This is a genomic window from Propioniciclava tarda (genome assembly GCF_900182665.1).
Classification (GTDB): domain Bacteria; phylum Actinomycetota; class Actinomycetes; order Propionibacteriales; family Propionibacteriaceae; genus Propioniciclava; species Propioniciclava tarda.
Map to the genome: position 1 here is coordinate 43,271 of NZ_FXTL01000020.1, position 14,791 is coordinate 58,061.

General features: G+C 70.0%; 13 protein-coding genes and 1 tRNA gene. 6 read left to right on the forward strand and 8 right to left on the reverse strand.

Annotated features, from left to right (window positions below):
* Window positions 1-124 precede the first annotated feature (124 nt).
* The 4 genes from FN821_RS12710 (at window position 125) to aroD (ending at window position 4,772) form a co-directional block, all read left to right on the forward strand.
* On the forward strand, window positions 125-1,636 hold the full coding sequence (locus FN821_RS12710) for a DNA-3-methyladenine glycosylase 2 (protein ID WP_241660254.1): 1,512 nt from the start codon (window positions 125-127) through the stop codon (window positions 1,634-1,636).
* A complete protein-coding gene (locus FN821_RS12715; RefSeq protein ID WP_131172927.1) occupies window positions 1,633-2,118 on the forward strand; it encodes a methylated-DNA--[protein]-cysteine S-methyltransferase in 486 nt (161 codons plus the stop codon). Before FN821_RS12710 ends, FN821_RS12715 begins: the two co-directional genes overlap by 4 nt.
* A 355-nt stretch (window positions 2,119-2,473) precedes the next feature.
* Window positions 2,474-3,940 carry a lysine--tRNA ligase gene (gene lysS, locus FN821_RS12720; RefSeq protein ID WP_131172943.1) on the forward strand — a complete coding sequence of 489 codons (1,467 nt, stop codon included), beginning with the start codon at window positions 2,474-2,476 and terminating at the stop codon, window positions 3,938-3,940.
* A gap of 85 nt (window positions 3,941-4,025) precedes the next feature.
* Complete coding sequence (aroD, locus tag FN821_RS12725) at window positions 4,026-4,772, forward strand: type I 3-dehydroquinate dehydratase (protein ID WP_131172928.1); 747 nt, start codon at window positions 4,026-4,028, stop codon at window positions 4,770-4,772.
* Window positions 4,773-4,779: 7 nt separating this feature from the next.
* Here aroD and FN821_RS12730 read toward each other — a convergent pair whose 3' ends face one another.
* A complete protein-coding gene (locus FN821_RS12730; RefSeq protein WP_131172929.1) occupies window positions 4,780-5,070 on the reverse strand; it encodes a cell division protein CrgA in 291 nt (96 codons plus the stop codon).
* Between the two features lie 84 nt (window positions 5,071-5,154).
* Between FN821_RS12730 and FN821_RS12735 the strand changes: the two genes are divergently transcribed.
* Entirely contained in the window at window positions 5,155-5,790 is a 636-nt protein-coding gene (locus FN821_RS12735; protein ID WP_131172930.1) for an aminodeoxychorismate/anthranilate synthase component II, read from the forward strand.
* A gap of 2 nt (window positions 5,791-5,792) precedes the next feature.
* Here the strand turns inward: FN821_RS12735 and pknB are convergent, their stop codons facing one another.
* The 6 genes from pknB to FN821_RS12765 are packed head-to-tail and all read right to left on the reverse strand — an operon-like array spanning window position 5,793 to window position 13,198.
* Window positions 5,793-7,583 carry a Stk1 family PASTA domain-containing Ser/Thr kinase gene (gene pknB, locus FN821_RS12740; protein ID WP_131172931.1) on the reverse strand — a complete coding sequence of 597 codons (1,791 nt, stop codon included), beginning with the start codon at window positions 7,581-7,583 and terminating at the stop codon, window positions 5,793-5,795.
* Entirely contained in the window at window positions 7,580-9,010 is a 1,431-nt protein-coding gene (locus FN821_RS12745; protein WP_131172932.1) for a peptidoglycan D,D-transpeptidase FtsI family protein, read from the reverse strand. Before FN821_RS12745 ends, pknB begins: the two co-directional genes overlap by 4 nt.
* On the reverse strand, window positions 9,007-10,539 hold the full coding sequence (locus FN821_RS12750) for an FtsW/RodA/SpoVE family cell cycle protein (protein WP_131172933.1): 1,533 nt from the start codon (window positions 10,537-10,539) through the stop codon (window positions 9,007-9,009). The genes FN821_RS12745 and FN821_RS12750 overlap by 4 nt, the downstream gene beginning before the upstream one ends.
* On the reverse strand, window positions 10,539-12,014 hold the full coding sequence (locus tag FN821_RS12755) for a PP2C family protein-serine/threonine phosphatase (protein ID WP_131172934.1): 1,476 nt from the start codon (window positions 12,012-12,014) through the stop codon (window positions 10,539-10,541). The genes FN821_RS12750 and FN821_RS12755 overlap by 1 nt, the downstream gene beginning before the upstream one ends.
* A 4-nt stretch (window positions 12,015-12,018) precedes the next feature.
* Window positions 12,019-12,492, reverse strand: a complete 474-nt coding sequence (locus tag FN821_RS12760) for an FHA domain-containing protein FhaB/FipA (RefSeq protein ID WP_131172935.1) — start codon at window positions 12,490-12,492, stop codon at window positions 12,019-12,021.
* A complete protein-coding gene (locus FN821_RS12765; protein ID WP_131172936.1) occupies window positions 12,485-13,198 on the reverse strand; it encodes an FHA domain-containing protein in 714 nt (237 codons plus the stop codon). The genes FN821_RS12760 and FN821_RS12765 overlap by 8 nt, the downstream gene beginning before the upstream one ends.
* 217 nt (window positions 13,199-13,415) lie before the next feature.
* Here FN821_RS12765 and FN821_RS12770 point away from each other — a divergent pair.
* A tRNA-Leu gene (locus FN821_RS12770) sits at window positions 13,416-13,501 on the forward strand.
* A 234-nt stretch (window positions 13,502-13,735) separates the two neighbouring features.
* Here the strand turns inward: FN821_RS12770 and FN821_RS12775 are convergent.
* On the reverse strand, window positions 13,736-14,671 hold the full coding sequence (locus tag FN821_RS12775) for a nuclease-related domain-containing protein (RefSeq protein ID WP_131172937.1): 936 nt from the start codon (window positions 14,669-14,671) through the stop codon (window positions 13,736-13,738).
* Window positions 14,672-14,791 lie beyond the last annotated feature (120 nt).

A 14,791-nucleotide genomic window follows, 5' to 3' on the forward strand; every position in this document is an offset into this window, starting at 1 on the left:
CGTGGCTGACGTATCCCTTCGTCATGGGGCGTAGTCAACCATTGGTCTTCGGATTGGTCCACGCAAGAACGCGATGTCGTATTTCCGCTAGTACTGCAGTCGCGTCCGGGCAAGGATGAGGGGCGTGATTCCAACCCGAGCGGCCTGCCTGCAAGCCGTGGCGAGCCGCGATACCCGCTTCGACGGGCAGTTCTTCACCGCCGTCCGGACGACCCGCATCTACTGCCGCCCCTCCTGCCCGGCCATGACGCCACGCGAAGAGAACATGAGCTTCTACCCCTCGGCGGCCGCCGCCCAGGACGCCGGCTACCGGGCCTGCCGCCGCTGCCGTCCGGACACGGTGCCCGGGAGCCCCGACTGGGACGTCCGGGCGGACGCGCTCGCCCGCGCGATGCGGTTGATCGGCGACGGGGTGGTCGAACGCGAGGGGGTGCCCGGGGTCGCCGCGCGGCTCGGGTACTCCACGCGGCAGCTGCAGCGGATCACCCTCGGCGAGCTCGGCGCCTCCCCGCTCGCCATCGCCCGTAGTCAGCGGGCGCATACGGCGCGCATCCTGATCGAGACATCGCCGATGCCGCTCAGCGACGTGGCCTATGCGGCTGGGTTTGGGTCCATCCGGTCGTTCAACGAGGCGATCAAGGTGGCATTCGACCGGACGCCCACCCAGCTGCGCGACCTCAACCCGAATCTGCGCACTCTCAAGGGCGGCTCCGCGGGCGAATCGGCGTCGTCGGGCGGTCTGAGAGGGACGAAAACCGTGTTGGGCCGCGTCGACGTGCGCCTGGCGTTTCGGCCACCGCTGGCGTCCGGGCCGCTGTTCGGGCACCTGGCGGCGACGGCCGTGCCCGGAGTTGAGGAGTGGCGGGACGGCGCCTACCGCCGAACGCTGCGCCTCCCGCACGGGCCCGGCATCGTCGCGCTCGCGCCTCGGACGGACCACGTCGCCGCGACCCTGTGGCTGTCCGATCCGCGCGACCTGACGCCCGCCATCGGCCGCTGCCGCCGGCTGCTCGATCTGGACGCCGACCCGATCGCCGTCGACGCCGCCCTGGGTGCGGACCCGGCCCTGGCGCCGCTCGTCGCCGCGGGGCCCGGCGCACGGATCCCGCGCACCGTGGACGCGTCCGAGCTGGCGCTCCGGATCGTCCTGGGCCAGCAGGTCTCCACGGCCGCCGCCGCGACGACCACCGGACGCCTCGTCGAGCGGCTTGGTGAGCCCGTGATCGACCCCGCCGGCGACCTGACCAGGCTGTTTCCCACCCCGGATGCCGTCGCCACGCTCGAAGCGTCCGAGATTCCCGGGCCCCGCGCGCGGGCCGAGGCGCTCGTCACGCTGGCGTCCGCCCTGGCGTCCGGACGCCTCGAGCTCGGGCCGGGTGCCGACTGGGACGAGGCGGGGCGCACGCTGGCGTCGCTGAAGGGCCTCGGGCCCTGGACCATCGAACTCATCGCCATGCGCGGACTGGGCGACCCGGACGCCTTCCCGGCCGGCGATCTCGGGCTGCGGCGGGCACTGGCGTCCGTCGGCGATCCCGAGGTCGGCCGCTGGCGACCCTGGCGCTCGTATGCTGCCCAGTACCTGTGGGCGACGCTTGACCACCCGATCAACCGGCCACCCCAGGAGAGGACGCCATGAAACTCCGCATCGTCGACAGCCCGCTCGGCCCTTTGACCCTCGTCGTGAACGACTCCGGGGCGCTGCAGGCGCTCGCCATGGCCGATCAGAAGTGGGGTCCCGAGCCGGACGCCGACCTCGGCGAGCGCGACGACACCGTCGCAGCGGACGCCGTCGCGCAGCTGGCCGAGTACTTCGCCGGCACCCGCACCGAGTTCGACCTCGCGCTCGCGCCGGTCGGCACCGACTTCCAGCGCGGGGTCTGGGCGGCCCTGGGCGAGATTCCGTTCGGGACGACCGAAACCTACGGACGCCTCGCCGAGCGCATCGGGCATCCGCGAGGGACGCGCGCCGTGGGCGCCGCCACCGGGCGCAATCCGATCGGCATCATCATCCCGTGCCACCGCCTCGTCGGGGCGTCCGGCGGGTTGACCGGCTATGCCGGCGGCCTGGACCGTAAGCGCTGGCTGCTCGACTTCGAGTCCGGGGGAGTCCTGGTCTAAGGGCCTGAGGGCTTCGACAGGCTCAGCCAGCGGTTTGAGTTCAGCCAGTGGTGCTTGGTCAGGACGGCGGGGGGCTTCGACAAGCTCAGCCGACGGCGCTCGACTCAACCAACGGGGCCTGGTCAGGACGGCGGGGCTTCGACAAGCTCAGCCAACGGCGCTCGGCTCAGCTAGCGGCGCAAGGCTCGCTCTGCTCAACTGGCGTCCGTGCGGATCGGATGGTGCGCGGAGCCCAACTCGTCTCAGGTTCCTGAGCTTGTCGAAGGACTGTCGTGATGCGCTGCCAGCGGATCACCCCCATTAGGCTGACCCGGTGACCGAATCAACTCCGACCCAGCCGAGCGTGTCCGAGCAGATGCAGGTGCGCCTCGACAAGCGCGCCCGGCTGCTGGACGAGGGGCGGCCCCCGTACCCGGTGACCGTCCCGCGCACCCACTCGCTGGCGGACGTGCGCGCAGGCTGGGGCCACCTCGAAGCCGGCCACGAGACCGACGACGTCGTCAGCGTGGTCGGACGCGTGATCTTCCTGCGCAACACCGGCAAGCTCTGCTTCGCGACCCTGGCCGACCAGTTCGGGCAGGCGTCCACGGGCGAGCGCCTGCAGGTGATGCTGAGCCTGGGCGAGGTCGGGCAGGACTCCCTGGACGCCTGGAAGGCCGACGTCGACCTCGGCGACTACGTGTCGATCACCGGACGCGTCATCAGCTCCAAGCGCGGCGAGCTTTCGGTGTACGCCCAGAGCTGGACGCTGGCGTCCAAGGCCCTTCGTCCGCTGCCGACGCTCCACAACGAGCTCAGCGAGGAGACCCGCGTCCGGCAGCGCTACGCCGACATGGTCGTGCGCGAGGCGGCGCGCGCCATGGTCCGGACGCGCGCCGCGATCACCCGCTCCATCCGCGAGACCCTGCATCGTGAGGGCTACCTGGAGGTCGAGACGCCGATCCTGCAGCTGATCCACGGCGGGGCGGCGGCGCGTCCGTTCAAGACGCACCTCAACGCCTTCAACCAGCAGATGACGCTCCGCATCGCCCTCGAGCTGTACCTCAAGCGCGCCATGGTCGGCGGCACCGAGCGGGTCTACGAGATGGGACGCATCTTCCGCAACGAGGGCATCGACTCCACGCACAGCGCCGAGTTCACGATGCTGGAGTTCTACGAGGCCTGGGCCGACCAGACGACCGTCGCGAACCGCCTCAAGCAGATCATCACCGACGCCGCGGACGCCGTCGGCAGCCGCCAGATCGAGACCCCCAAGGGCGTCATCGACCTGGATGGCGAGTGGCGCTGGCTTCCGCTCTACACGGGGCTGAGCGAGAAGCTGGGCCGCGAGGTCACCATCGAGACCCCGCTCGCCACGCTGCAGTCGGACGCCGACGCCCACGGCGTCGAGTACGACCCGGCGTGGGGAGCGGACAAGCTCGCCGTCGAGATGTTCGGCGAGCTGGTCGAGCCCGACCTGCTGCAGCCGACCTTCGTCTGCGACTACCCGGCGATCGCCCAGCCGCTGGCACGCGAGCATCGCTCGAAGCCGGGGCTCATCGAAGCCTGGGACCTCATCATCGGCGGCCTCGAGCGCGGCACGGGCTTCTCCGAGCTGATCGACCCGGTGATCCAGCGCGAGCGCCTCACCGAGCAGTCGCTGAAGGCGGCGGGCGGCGACCCCGAGGCGATGCAGCTCGACGAGGACTTCCTCAACGCCCTCGAGTTCGGCGCCCCGCCCATGGGCGGCGTCGGCCTCGGCATCGACCGGCTGATCATGCTCTTCACCGACGCCGGCATCCGCGAGACGATCCTGTTCCCGTTGCTGAAGCCGCAAGGCTGAGGACACCCGGCTTGCTGGCGGATGAGCTATCGCGTGGCGAGACCAATTCCGCCAACAATCGCCGCACCGTTCGAGAGGAGCGCTCATGGTCGCGAAGATCGGACGAGTCGACCTAGGTGACGGCCCGGTCAAGGTGATCGTCCCGCTGACGGCATCGACGCCGGACGACCTGCTCGCCCAGGCCAGCGTCGTCGCAGCCACCCCTGGCATCGACATCGTCGAGTGGCGAGTGGACCTGTTCTCCGACGCCCACCCGGACGCCGTGCTGGGCGTCCTTCCCGAACTCCGCGCCTCCCTCGGCTCACGGCCCCTGCTCGCCACCTTCCGGACCGCGGCCGAAGGCGGCCGCGAGATCGCGGCGTCCGACTATGTGGACCTCAACGTCGCCCTGATCGACTCAGGCCTGGTGGACGCCGTCGACGTCGAGCACCTGTTCGATGCGGCGTCCGGCGACGAGATTCTGGATGCGGCCGACGCGCGCGGCATCCCGGTGATCGGCTCCAACCATGACTTCGCGGCGACACCGAAGGCGTCCGAGATCGTCGGGCTGCTGCGCGACATGCACCGGCGCGGCATGGCGGTGTCCAAGATCGCCGTGACCCCGACGAGCCCGGACGACGTCCTGACCGTCTTCGCGGCGTCCCGGGCGATGCGGCAGTTGCACCCCGAGGTGACGTTCTTCACGATCGCGATGGGGTCCGGCGGGGTGGTGACGCGCCTCGCGGGTCACCTCTTCGGCTCCTGCGCGACGTTCGCGATGGTCGGGACGGCGTCCGCCCCGGGCCAGGTGCCGGTCGACCAATTGCGCGCGGCGTTGGACCTGCTCGGCTAGGACGCGGCTACTTCCACTGGGTCGCGATGAGGAAGCACGCGGTCATCAGAACCATGCCGATGACGACATTCCAGCCGCCCAGGGCCGCCATGAACGGGATGTACGCGGCCGCGATGTAGTACAGCACCAGCCACAGGACGCCCAGCAGGCCGACCACGATGAACAGCGGCGCGAGCCATGGGGGGCTCTCGAGCGACGCCTGGCGGGCCTTGTTCTCGGACCGCCTGGCCGCAGCTTCGCTCTTGCGCTTGATGACGGCCTTGTCGTCCGCCGCCTTGCGTCCCTTCGACTCGGGCACTGCTAGCTCCTGTCACACCGCTGGATCGTCCGGGCTAGCGTAGCGGGTCCGGACGCCGCCGCCCCGACGCCTACCATGTGCGCCATGGCCCGGATCCTCGTCGTCGACAACTACGACTCCTTCGTCTACAACCTCGTGCAGTACCTGGCCCAGCTGGGCGCCGAGGTCGCTGTCTGGCGCAACGACGACTCACGCTTCGCCGATGCGTCCTGGCCGGACGCCTTCGACGGCGTCCTGCTGTCGCCCGGTCCGGGGACGCCGGAGGCGGCCGGAGTCTGCATCGACGTCGTCAAGAACCAGGCCGGACGCCTCCCCATCTTCGGCGTCTGCCTCGGGCTGCAGTCGATCGCGGTGGCCTACGGCGGCGTGGTCGGACGCGCCCCCGAGCTGCTCCACGGCAAGACGTCCGAGGTCTTTCATGACGGACGCGGCGTCTTCGCTGGCCTGCCGAACCCGTTCACCGCGACGCGCTACCACTCGCTGGCGCTCGACCCAGAGACCGTCCCGGACGCCCTCGAGGTGTCGGCCCGGACGGACTCGGGCGTGATCATGGCGATCCGGCACCGCGAGCTGCCGATCGAGTCGGTGCAGTTCCACCCGGAGTCCGTGCTCACCGAGTGCGGACATCAGCTGCTCGCGAACTGGCTGGTCGCCTGCGGCGACGCGGACGCCCCCGCGCGGGCGTCCGGGCTGACGCCCTTGATGAACGTGCCGGCGTAGCCCTACGGGGTCGGCGTGGTGGACGGCGTCGTCGGCGCCGACGTGGTCGGGGCGACCGTCGTCGGCACCTGCGTCGGGGTCTGGACCGGCATCGGCGTGGCGAAGTAGATCGTCAGCTTGTCGGTCTTCTTCATGAGCGTGCCCGGGGCCGGGTCGGTGCGGATGACCGTGTTCTCGGGCAGCGGGGACGGCTGCCCGACCAGCACCGCGTTGAGGCCGAGGTCCTTGCACGCCTTGAGCGCCACGTCCTTGTCGTAGTTGCCGACTGCGGGCACCTTGGCCTGGCCGGTGGCGTAGTAGAGGACGATCTGCTGTCCGGCCGCCACCTTGCTGCCCTCGGCGGGCTCGACCCTGAGGATCTGTTTCGCCACCGCGTTGGGCGGCTCTGTCTCCGCGGTGACGGGCAGGATCTTGAATCCCGCCTTGGTCAGCTCGGCGGTCACAAGGTCGAGGTCATTGCCCACGATGCCGGACGAGGGCAGCTGCAACATGGTCGGACCGACGTTGACGATGATCGTCACGGTCGACCCCGGATCGACCGTGGCTCCGGCCGCGGGGACCTGATCGGTGACGCGTCCGACGGTGGCGTCGTTCGGACCCTGCACCTCTTTCGGCGTCGGGTTGAGGTTCTTCTCCTGCAGGAGCAGGATCGCGGCCTCGCGCTCCAGGGTCTTGACGTTGGGGACCGTGACCTGGGCCTTGCGCTGGTTCAAGACGAAGAACGCGCCCGCCCCGGCAAGCGCCAGCACGAGCAGCCCGATCAGGACCGGCCACAGCCAGCGTCCGCGGCGGGGTTCGGGGGTGTTGGCCCGCTGCGGTCCACCCAGGACGACGGTCTGGCTGCCGGTCTGCTCGCTGACGGCGCCGAGCACGGACGTGCCCTCGGCCGCAGCGGCGACCGGCACGGCGGCCGCCGTGACAGCCGTGGGCAAGGCGGCCGCCACCGGCTGGCCCGCGAGGAGGCGGCGAATGTCCGTCGCCATCTCGGACGCCGTCTGGTATCGATCTTCCGGGGACTTGGCCAGCGCGCGCAGCACGACCGCGTCCATGCCGGGGGTCACCTCGGGATCGAGCGTGCTCGGCGGGACGGGGGCCTCCCGGACGTGCTGGTACGCGACCGACACCGGCGAGTCGCCGGTGAACGGCGGACGCCCCACGAGCAGTTCGTAGAGCAGGCAGCCGGTCGAGTACAGGTCGGAGCGCGCGTCGACGGTCTCGCCGCGGGCCTGCTCGGGCGACAGGTACTGGGCGGTGCCGATGACCGCCGCGGTCTGCGTCATCGTCGAGGACGTGTCGGAGACCGCTCGGGCGATGCCGAAGTCCATGACCTTGACGTTGCCGGCCGTCGTGATCATCACGTTCGCCGGCTTGATGTCGCGGTGGACGATGCCGGCGGCGTGGCTGTAGGCGAGGGCGTCCAGCACCCCGACGGTGAACTCGAGCGCGCGGCGCGGCAGGATCGGACGCCCGTCGCGCAGGATGTCGCGCAGGGTGCGTCCCTTGACGAGCTCCATGACGATGTAGGGGACCGAGACGCCGCTGGTGGGGTCTTTCGCCTCGCCGGTGTCGTAGACCGACACGATGTTGGGGTGGTTGAGGTTGCCGGATGCCTGAGCCTCGCGCCGGAACCGCTCCTGGAACGTGGGGTCGGAGGCCAGGTCCGCGCGGAGCTCCTTCACCGCCACGTCGCGCCCGAACGTCCGGTCGCGGGCGCTGCGTACAGTGGCCATCCCGCCCCGTCCGAGCACCTCGTTGACCTCGTAGCGGTCGCCCAATAGCCGTTGATCGGTCATCGCATTGCCTCTATCACGCTCTTGGCGATGGGTGCCGCGATGCGGCCCCCTGAGACGTCACTCGCCTCAACGCCGGCGTCCTGAACGAACACCGCGATCGCCACCGAAGGGTTGTCCGCCCATGCCACGAACCAGGCATAGGGGGCGTTCTTGCCGTCTGTCAAAGCGGTGCCGGTCTTGCCACCGACCCGGACGCCGTTGATCTGCGCCCTGGTTCCGGTCCCGTTGGCCACCACGTTGACCATCATGTCCTGCAGCGAGGCGGCGTTGGCTGCCGTCATCGCCTCGGAAAACTTCTGCGGCTGGGCCGTCTCCAGGACGGTCAGGTCGGCGGCCCGCACCTGCTGCACCAGGTACGGCTGCATGACGACGCCGTTGTTGGCGATGCCGGCCCCGACCATGGCCATCTGCAGCGGGGACGCCGCCACGTCGAACTGCCCGATGGAGCTCTGCGCCAGCTGCGCCTGGTCGAGCGTCGCCGGGAAGGTGCTCTTCGCGGACCCGAGCTGAGGCAGCAGGTCGGAGCGCCCGAAGCCGAACTTCTCCGCCTGCGTGCGGACGGCGTCCGCCCCCAGCTTCATGCCGATGCCCGCGTACGCCGTGTTGCAGGACGTCTGGAGGGCCTGCTTGAGGGTGATCTGGGTGCCCCCGCAGTCGCCCGAGTTGCTCAGCGGACGCGTCGTCCCGGGTAGCGGCAGGGACGCCGGCGAGTCGACCATCGTGTCGGGCGTCATGCCGGACGCCAGCGCGGCGGCGCTCACGACGAGCTTGAACGTGGACCCGGGCGGAAAGATCTCGCGGGTCGCCCGGTTCGACAGCGGCTTGCTCGCGTCGGCGTTCAGCTTGTCGTAGGACGCCTTGGACGCCCCGAGGTCGTGGGTCGCGAGCAGGTTGGGGTCGTAGGTCGGCGAGGTCACGAGGGCCTTCACGGCGCCGGTTTTGTAGTCGAGGGCCACGACCGCGCCAGGGCGGTTGCCGAGGGCGTCCCGGGCGGCCTGCTGGGCGCGGGCGTCCAGGGTCGTGACGATGGTCGCCCCGGTGGGGCGCTTGCCCGTCGCCAGGTCGACGAGCCGCTGCATGAACTGGCTGCTGGAGGTTCCCGACAGCTGGGCGTTCTGGGTCTGCTCGAGGCCCGTCCGCTTGTAGAGGTACGAGTAGTAGCCCGTGACCGGTGCGTACAGCGCGCCCTGGGGGTAGCTGCGCTGGAAGCCGTAGCGATCGTTCACCGGCTTGGTGAGGGCGATGGGGGTGTTGCCCACCAGGATCGTCCCGCGGTCGGTGCCGAACTCGGCGTCGGTGACGCGTCGATTGGTCGGGTCGTTGCTGAGCGCGGGCGTGCGCGCGACGTAGCCGTAGGTGGCGTTGGCCATCAGCGAGACGAACATGACCACGATGACCACCGAGATGGTGCGGATCGCCTTGTTCACGGGGCATCACCGCCGAAGGGGGCCTGGGGTGCGATCGCCTGGGTGGGTGCGTCGACGTCGGAGGCCCGGCCGGTCGGGGCGGGGGTCGTCACCTGGGGCGTCCGGGTCGGGGCCGGGGACGCCGAGGACGGGGACGTCGGCGTCCGAACGCCCGCAGCGGCGACGGCCGGAATGGCCGTCGTGGCCTCGTCGTGCAGCGAGCTGAACTCGTCGGTCTCGATCTGGGCCTGCGGCTTGCGGGCCTGGTGGGTGACGGTCAGGAGCAGTCCGAGCAGCAGGTAGTTGGAGATCAACGACGAGCCGCCCTGGGACATGAACGGCGTTGTCAGGCCGGTGAGGGGCAGCAGTCGGGTGACGCCGCCGACGATGATGAAGACCTGCAGGCCGAAGACGAAGGCCAGGCCCGCGGCGAGCAGGGCGCCGAAGGTTTCGCGCGTGATGAGCGCGGCGCGCAGGACCCGGGCGACGATGATCAGGTAGACGAGCAGGATCGCGAAGAGCCCGACGAGCCCCAGTTCCTCGCCCAGTGCGGCGGCGATGAAGTCGCTCTTGGCGATGGGGGTCAGGTACGGACGCCCCAGGCCCCAGCCCGTGCCCAGCAGGCCGCCGGACGCGAACCCGAACTGGGCGCTGATGATCTGCCAGTTCTGGTCGTAGTTCGAGAACGGCTGCAGCCAGGCCTGGAACCGGACGCGGACGTGGCCGAGGTAGGTGTAGCCGAGGAAGCCCATGACGCCCACCAGCAGCAGGCCGAGGATGGCCCAGCTGGAGCGCCGCGTGGCGATGTAGACCATCGCGACGAACAGGCTGAAGAACAGCAGCGACATGCCGAGGTCGGTCTCGAAGACCAGGATCAGCATGCTGATGCCCCACATCACGGCGATCGGGCCGAGGTCGCGCATGCGGGGCAGGGTGAGCCCGAGCAGGCGGGGTCCGGCCTTGGCCAGCACGTCGCCCTTCTCGGTGAGGTAGGCGGCGAAGGCGATGGACAGCACGATTTTGGCGACCTCGCCGGGCTGGAAGCTGAAGGTGCCGAGCTTGATCCAGACGCGGGCGCCGTGGTTGGCGAAGCCGATGCCCGGCACGAGCGGCAGCAGCAGCAGCCCGAGGCCGAGGACGAACCACAGATAGGTGTAGCGCTGCAGTCGCCGATGGTCCTTGAGGAAGACCACGACCGCGAGCATCACGGCGACGGCCGCGGCGGCCCAGCCGAGCTGGAGGCGTCCGGACTGCATCGGGGGGTTGGTCGCCTGGTCGAGGCGGTAGATCATCGCCATGCCGAGGCCGTTGAGCAGCAGAACGCAGGGCAGCAGCAGCGGGTCGGCGTACGGCAGGCGCCAGCGGACGACTCCCCACGAGACCAGGCCGAGCCCCGCCCACACGGCCACCGCGAGCGGCCAGTCGGCGGGGGGCTGCCCGTCCTGGTTGAGGCCCACCAGGACGTAGCCGCCGAGGCCCAGCGCCAGCGCGAACACCACGAGGGTGAACGAGGCCACGCTGCGCCGCTCGTAGACGACGACGTCGTCCATCAGCAGTCCTCGGGTGAGGCGGGGGGAGCCGGCGTCGCGGGGGTCGACGGGGTGGTCGGGGTCGTGGGGGTCTCGCTGGCTGCGGGCGTCGACGGGCTTGCCGCCGGGGTCGACGGCGACGCCGCCGGGGTCGACGGCGAAGCCGACGGCGGGGCGGGCGTGGGGCTGGGGGAGGGCTGCTCGCTGGCCCGGGCGGCGGCGGCCCGCTGGGCGACGCAGCGCGCCGCCATGCCCTTCAACTCGACGAGGCGGGCCTGGCCGGTGGTGAGGTCGGCGACCTGGATGAGTCCCTTGACCTTGTCGAGGTAGAACGGCGGAAGATCGGCCAACTGGACGCCGTCGTCGGCGACCACCTTGTTCAGCGGCTGCCCGAACACGTGGTCGGGGACGCCCTGGAAGACGGCCACCGTGGTGTTGTTCGGGCCGAGATAGAACCGCGTCTGGGTGTAGGTGTACCAGCCGAAGGCCCCGCCCAGGATGAGGACGACGGGCACCAGGATCCCGAGCGCGAGGCGGACCGCGCGCCGGACGCGCGACCCGGCCGCCGGCGAGTACCGGACCACCTCGGGCGACCGATTCGGACGCCGTCCAGCTCGGACGGTCAGCCGCGGGGACGTGGCGGCTGGCGCGCCGGCGTCCGAAATCTTGGTCGTCGAGACCGAGCCGAGCAGATGGACGCCGCCCTCGGGCTCGCCGTCGACGACGTCGGAGACGATGATCGTGATGTTGTCGTGGCCGCCGGCCGAGTGGGCCAGGTCGACGAGGGCGTCGACGGTGGCGTCCCGGTCGGCGAGGCCGATGCGCTCGGCGATGGCGGCGTCCGGGACGAGGCCGCAGAGGCCGTCCGAGCAGACCAGGAAGCGATCGCCGACCCGGACGTCGATGAGGTCGAAGTCGGGCTCGTGGTGCGGCGAGCCGTTGAGCACCTTGAGGATGAGCGACCGGTGGGGGTGTTCGAGGGCGTCCTCTTCGCTGATGCGCCCCTGATCGACCAGGGCCTGGACCCACGAGTGGTCGTGGCTGACGCGGCTCAGGACGCCGTCGCGCAGCAGGTAGGCGCGCGAGTCTCCGATGTTGACGATCGCCGCCTTGTCGCCCGTGAGCGCCACCACGCAGAGCGTGGAGCCCATGCCTTCGAGGTCGTGGTTCGCGGTGACGAGCGTCGCGAGGTGCTCGTTGGTCTTGGCGAGGGTGTCAGCGAGGACGGCCAGCAGGTCTCCCTCGGGTCCCTCGGGCAGGCCGGTGGGTGCGGCATCGGGGCGTTTGACGGACGCCGCCGCGAGCTTCGCGCCCAGATCGGCTTCGGTCTCGGCGACGTGCGTGATGGCGACGGCGGAGGCCAGATCGCCCGCAGCGGCGCCGCCCATGCCGTCGGCGACTGCGATCAGCGCGGGGGCGACGTAGGCCGAGTCTTGGTTGTTCTTGCGGACCAGGCCGATCTCTGAGTGCGCGCTCGTACGGAACGTGAGAGCCATGCGATCACTTGTCCACGGTCATCGTCGTGCGGCCAATGCGCAGGGTGTCGGTGCGCGTGAGCGGCGTGGGGCCGACGATGCGGCTCTCGTTGAGGAGGGTGCCATTGGTGGAGCCGAGGTCCTCGACGACGTAGCCCGTGGGGGTGAGGGTGATGGTCGCGTGGGTGGTCGACATGAACTGGTCGTTCAGGTCGAGGGCGTCCGGCGTCCGGCCGATCAGGATGCCCTCGCCGAGCGGCACCGTGAGGCCGGCCCGTGGGCCGGAGGTGATCTTGAGCTGGCTCGGCAGGCGGCGTCCGGCTCGCCGGCGGGGTCGCGTGACGGGGACCGGCGGGGCGGCGTCCCAGGCGACGACGTCGGACGCCGGGACGCGGCGTCCGAACAGGTCGGTGCGGATCACGTTGACGGCGAACAGGACGAACAGCCAGAGCAGGGCGAGGAACAGCAGCCTCAGCCCGAGGACGAGCAGGTCAGACATCGGCCACCGGGGTCCTGACCAGCAGGCGAGTGTTGCCCATCTCGATGCGCGAGCCCTCGGCGAGGGTGGCGGAGCGGACGCGCTGGCCGTTGACCAGGATGCCGTTGGTGGAGCCGAGGTCCTCGATGTCGATGACGGCGTCGGGGCCGCGTCCGGAGACGACGATGCGGGCGTGCTCGCGGGAGATGCCCGGGTCGTTGATCCGGATGTCGGCGTCGGAGCCGCGTCCGATCACGAAGCCGGGCGGGTTGAGCGGGTGCCGGACGCCGTTGACCTCGAGCACGAGGGTCGCGCGGCGCTGCGGAGTGAGCCCGAACGCGGGCGGTGCGTCCACGGCGGCGACGGCCTCGCTGGACACCTTGAAGCGTCCGGTCGGCAGGCTGTCGTCGACGACGTAGTCGATGGTGATGGGTCCGTTGAAGATGTAGTCGGCGTTGGCGGCGTACTCGCGCAATTGCGGGATGACTTCGGCGTTCATCGTCTGGCTGTACGGGAACAGGCGGTCGTAGTCGTGGGGGCTGAGCGTGACCGTGAAGTCGTTCGGGACCAGTTTGCGGTCGCGGGACAGCAGCCGGGCCTCGGCGTCCAGCTCGCGCTGCAGGCGCGCGGCGATCTCGACGGGCTGCACGTCGCCCTTGAAAGCGCGCGCGAAACCGCCCGAGACCACACCCTCGAGTCGTCGTTCGATGCTGTCGAACACCCCCACTGGCAGCGTCCACCCTCTCCCTCAGCAAACCGGACGTCGCCTTAGCCTAGCCCGCAGCCCGCCTTGGCCCAGCCTCGGGGGTGGGTTCTTAGCCTCACTTCAAGGTCGTGGACTGAGGTCGGACGCCGTTGGCTGCGGTTGAGTCGGTGGTCTGATTGGAGGCGAGCCCGGGCGACGTGCTAGCCTAACCGGGCTGTTCTCCCCAGGGAGATCACTCGCGCGAGTGGCGGAATGGCAGACGCGCACGGTTCAGGTCCGTGTGTCCGAAAGGACGTGGAGGTTCAACTCCTCTCTCGCGCACCAGAGGCCGAGTCTGCAAAGACTCGGCCTCTTGCGTTGCCCACTAGGGGTTCTGCTCCGGGTGCATCGTTGCGAATCCCCCAAATGTCGCCATAGTTCGGCTCCTCGTTGCACGCGATCATGATGGACTCTGCCTCGTCCGTGCTGCCGGCTGGGCCCAGGCTTCGGACGTGCTTGTGCCACGGACCGCGTCACATGGGTGCTGATGGGGTCGCGCGGTGCGTCCAGCCGCAACTGTCAGGACTTAGCTCGAGGAAAGGCCTCGTGGAGTCGTAGCTGGAGGTCGGCGATGCTGTCGGCGTCCAAGTCGCCTGCGGTGGCGAGAAGGGCTTTGAGCTTCTTCGGCCACATCACGGCAACACCGCGGACAGTGAAGGCGCCGCCAATGAGCGGCCAGTCGGCGCCAATGAAGCACAACACGCCGTGTATCGGCACCTCCGGGGCATCAGAGAGCGCTGCCCTAACGAGGTCGAGCTGCTTGTGCATGCCGTCAACCAGGTGGGTGCGATCGCGGCGTCCGACGATCAACAGTTCGGTGCGGGGACGAAGGATGCCGCCATCGACGCGGAGTTCTGGCCCTGCTCCGGGGTAGTGCTTGGCGTCGACGACGTAGACGCCGCTGGGGCAGATGACGAGGTGGTCAATGTTCGCGGACGTCTTGGGAATGCGGCGGTCGTGCAGGACGCGCAGGTTCGCCCCGGCCATCTCGCCGAGCATCGCCCCGAGGGACGCCTCGCCGGCTGCTCCCGTCGACCAGGCTCGCGTCGACTGCGGATCATCGACGGCGGCCAGAAGGAATTTGCCGATCTTGGGGTGATTGGTGATCACGCGCTCCTGTCGGGCGTCGTGGCGCCGCTGGAATTGGCGTGCGGCTGATGCGCCGGCCACGCCGTCGACGGCATCCAGATGAGGCGGCAGGTCCGGGGTCTTGCCGGACCCCGCCTCTGCGTCGGCCTTTGGATGTGGCCGTGTCGGCATGGTCGATTCCGACAGATGCGGGCCCGGACTCAGGCTAATCGACGCCGCGGACTCCTGCGGCATTGGCGAATCGATGCCAGCGCGCCATCCCGCCACGGCGTCCGCGAGCGTCTGCGCAAGGTCGGGCGACGTCGGATGTGCTTCGTCGGTTGCGAGGTCCCACCAGCCGACATCGGCGCCGGCGTCGTCACGCACGTAGACGCGATCCTTGCCGTACCGCGAGCAATGATCAGAACCTGTGGATGGTCCTCGGCGGGGTGACGTGAAGGGGCGCACCTTCCCGGGGATGATCTGAAGTCCAAGTAGCTCTGATCA

Excerpts from the sequence above, each read along its gene's own strand:
- FN821_RS12735 (WP_131172930.1), top strand. The coding sequence starts at position 5,155 with ATGGCCCGGATCCTCGTCGTCGACAACTACGACTCCTTCGTCTACAAC.
- lysS (WP_131172943.1), top strand. The coding sequence starts at position 2,474 with ATGCAGGTGCGCCTCGACAAGCGCGCCCGGCTGCTGGACGAGGGGCGG.
- FN821_RS12715 (WP_131172927.1), top strand. The coding sequence starts at position 1,633 with ATGAAACTCCGCATCGTCGACAGCCCGCTCGGCCCTTTGACCCTCGTC.
- FN821_RS12755 (WP_131172934.1), bottom strand. The coding sequence starts at position 12,014 with ATGGCTCTCACGTTCCGTACGAGCGCGCACTCAGAGATCGGCCTGGTC.
- FN821_RS12750 (WP_131172933.1), bottom strand. The coding sequence starts at position 10,539 with ATGGACGACGTCGTCGTCTACGAGCGGCGCAGCGTGGCCTCGTTCACC.
- pknB (WP_131172931.1), bottom strand. The coding sequence starts at position 7,583 with ATGACCGATCAACGGCTATTGGGCGACCGCTACGAGGTCAACGAGGTG.
- aroD (WP_131172928.1), top strand. The coding sequence starts at position 4,026 with ATGGTCGCGAAGATCGGACGAGTCGACCTAGGTGACGGCCCGGTCAAG.
- FN821_RS12760 (WP_131172935.1), bottom strand. The coding sequence starts at position 12,492 with ATGTCTGACCTGCTCGTCCTCGGGCTGAGGCTGCTGTTCCTCGCCCTG.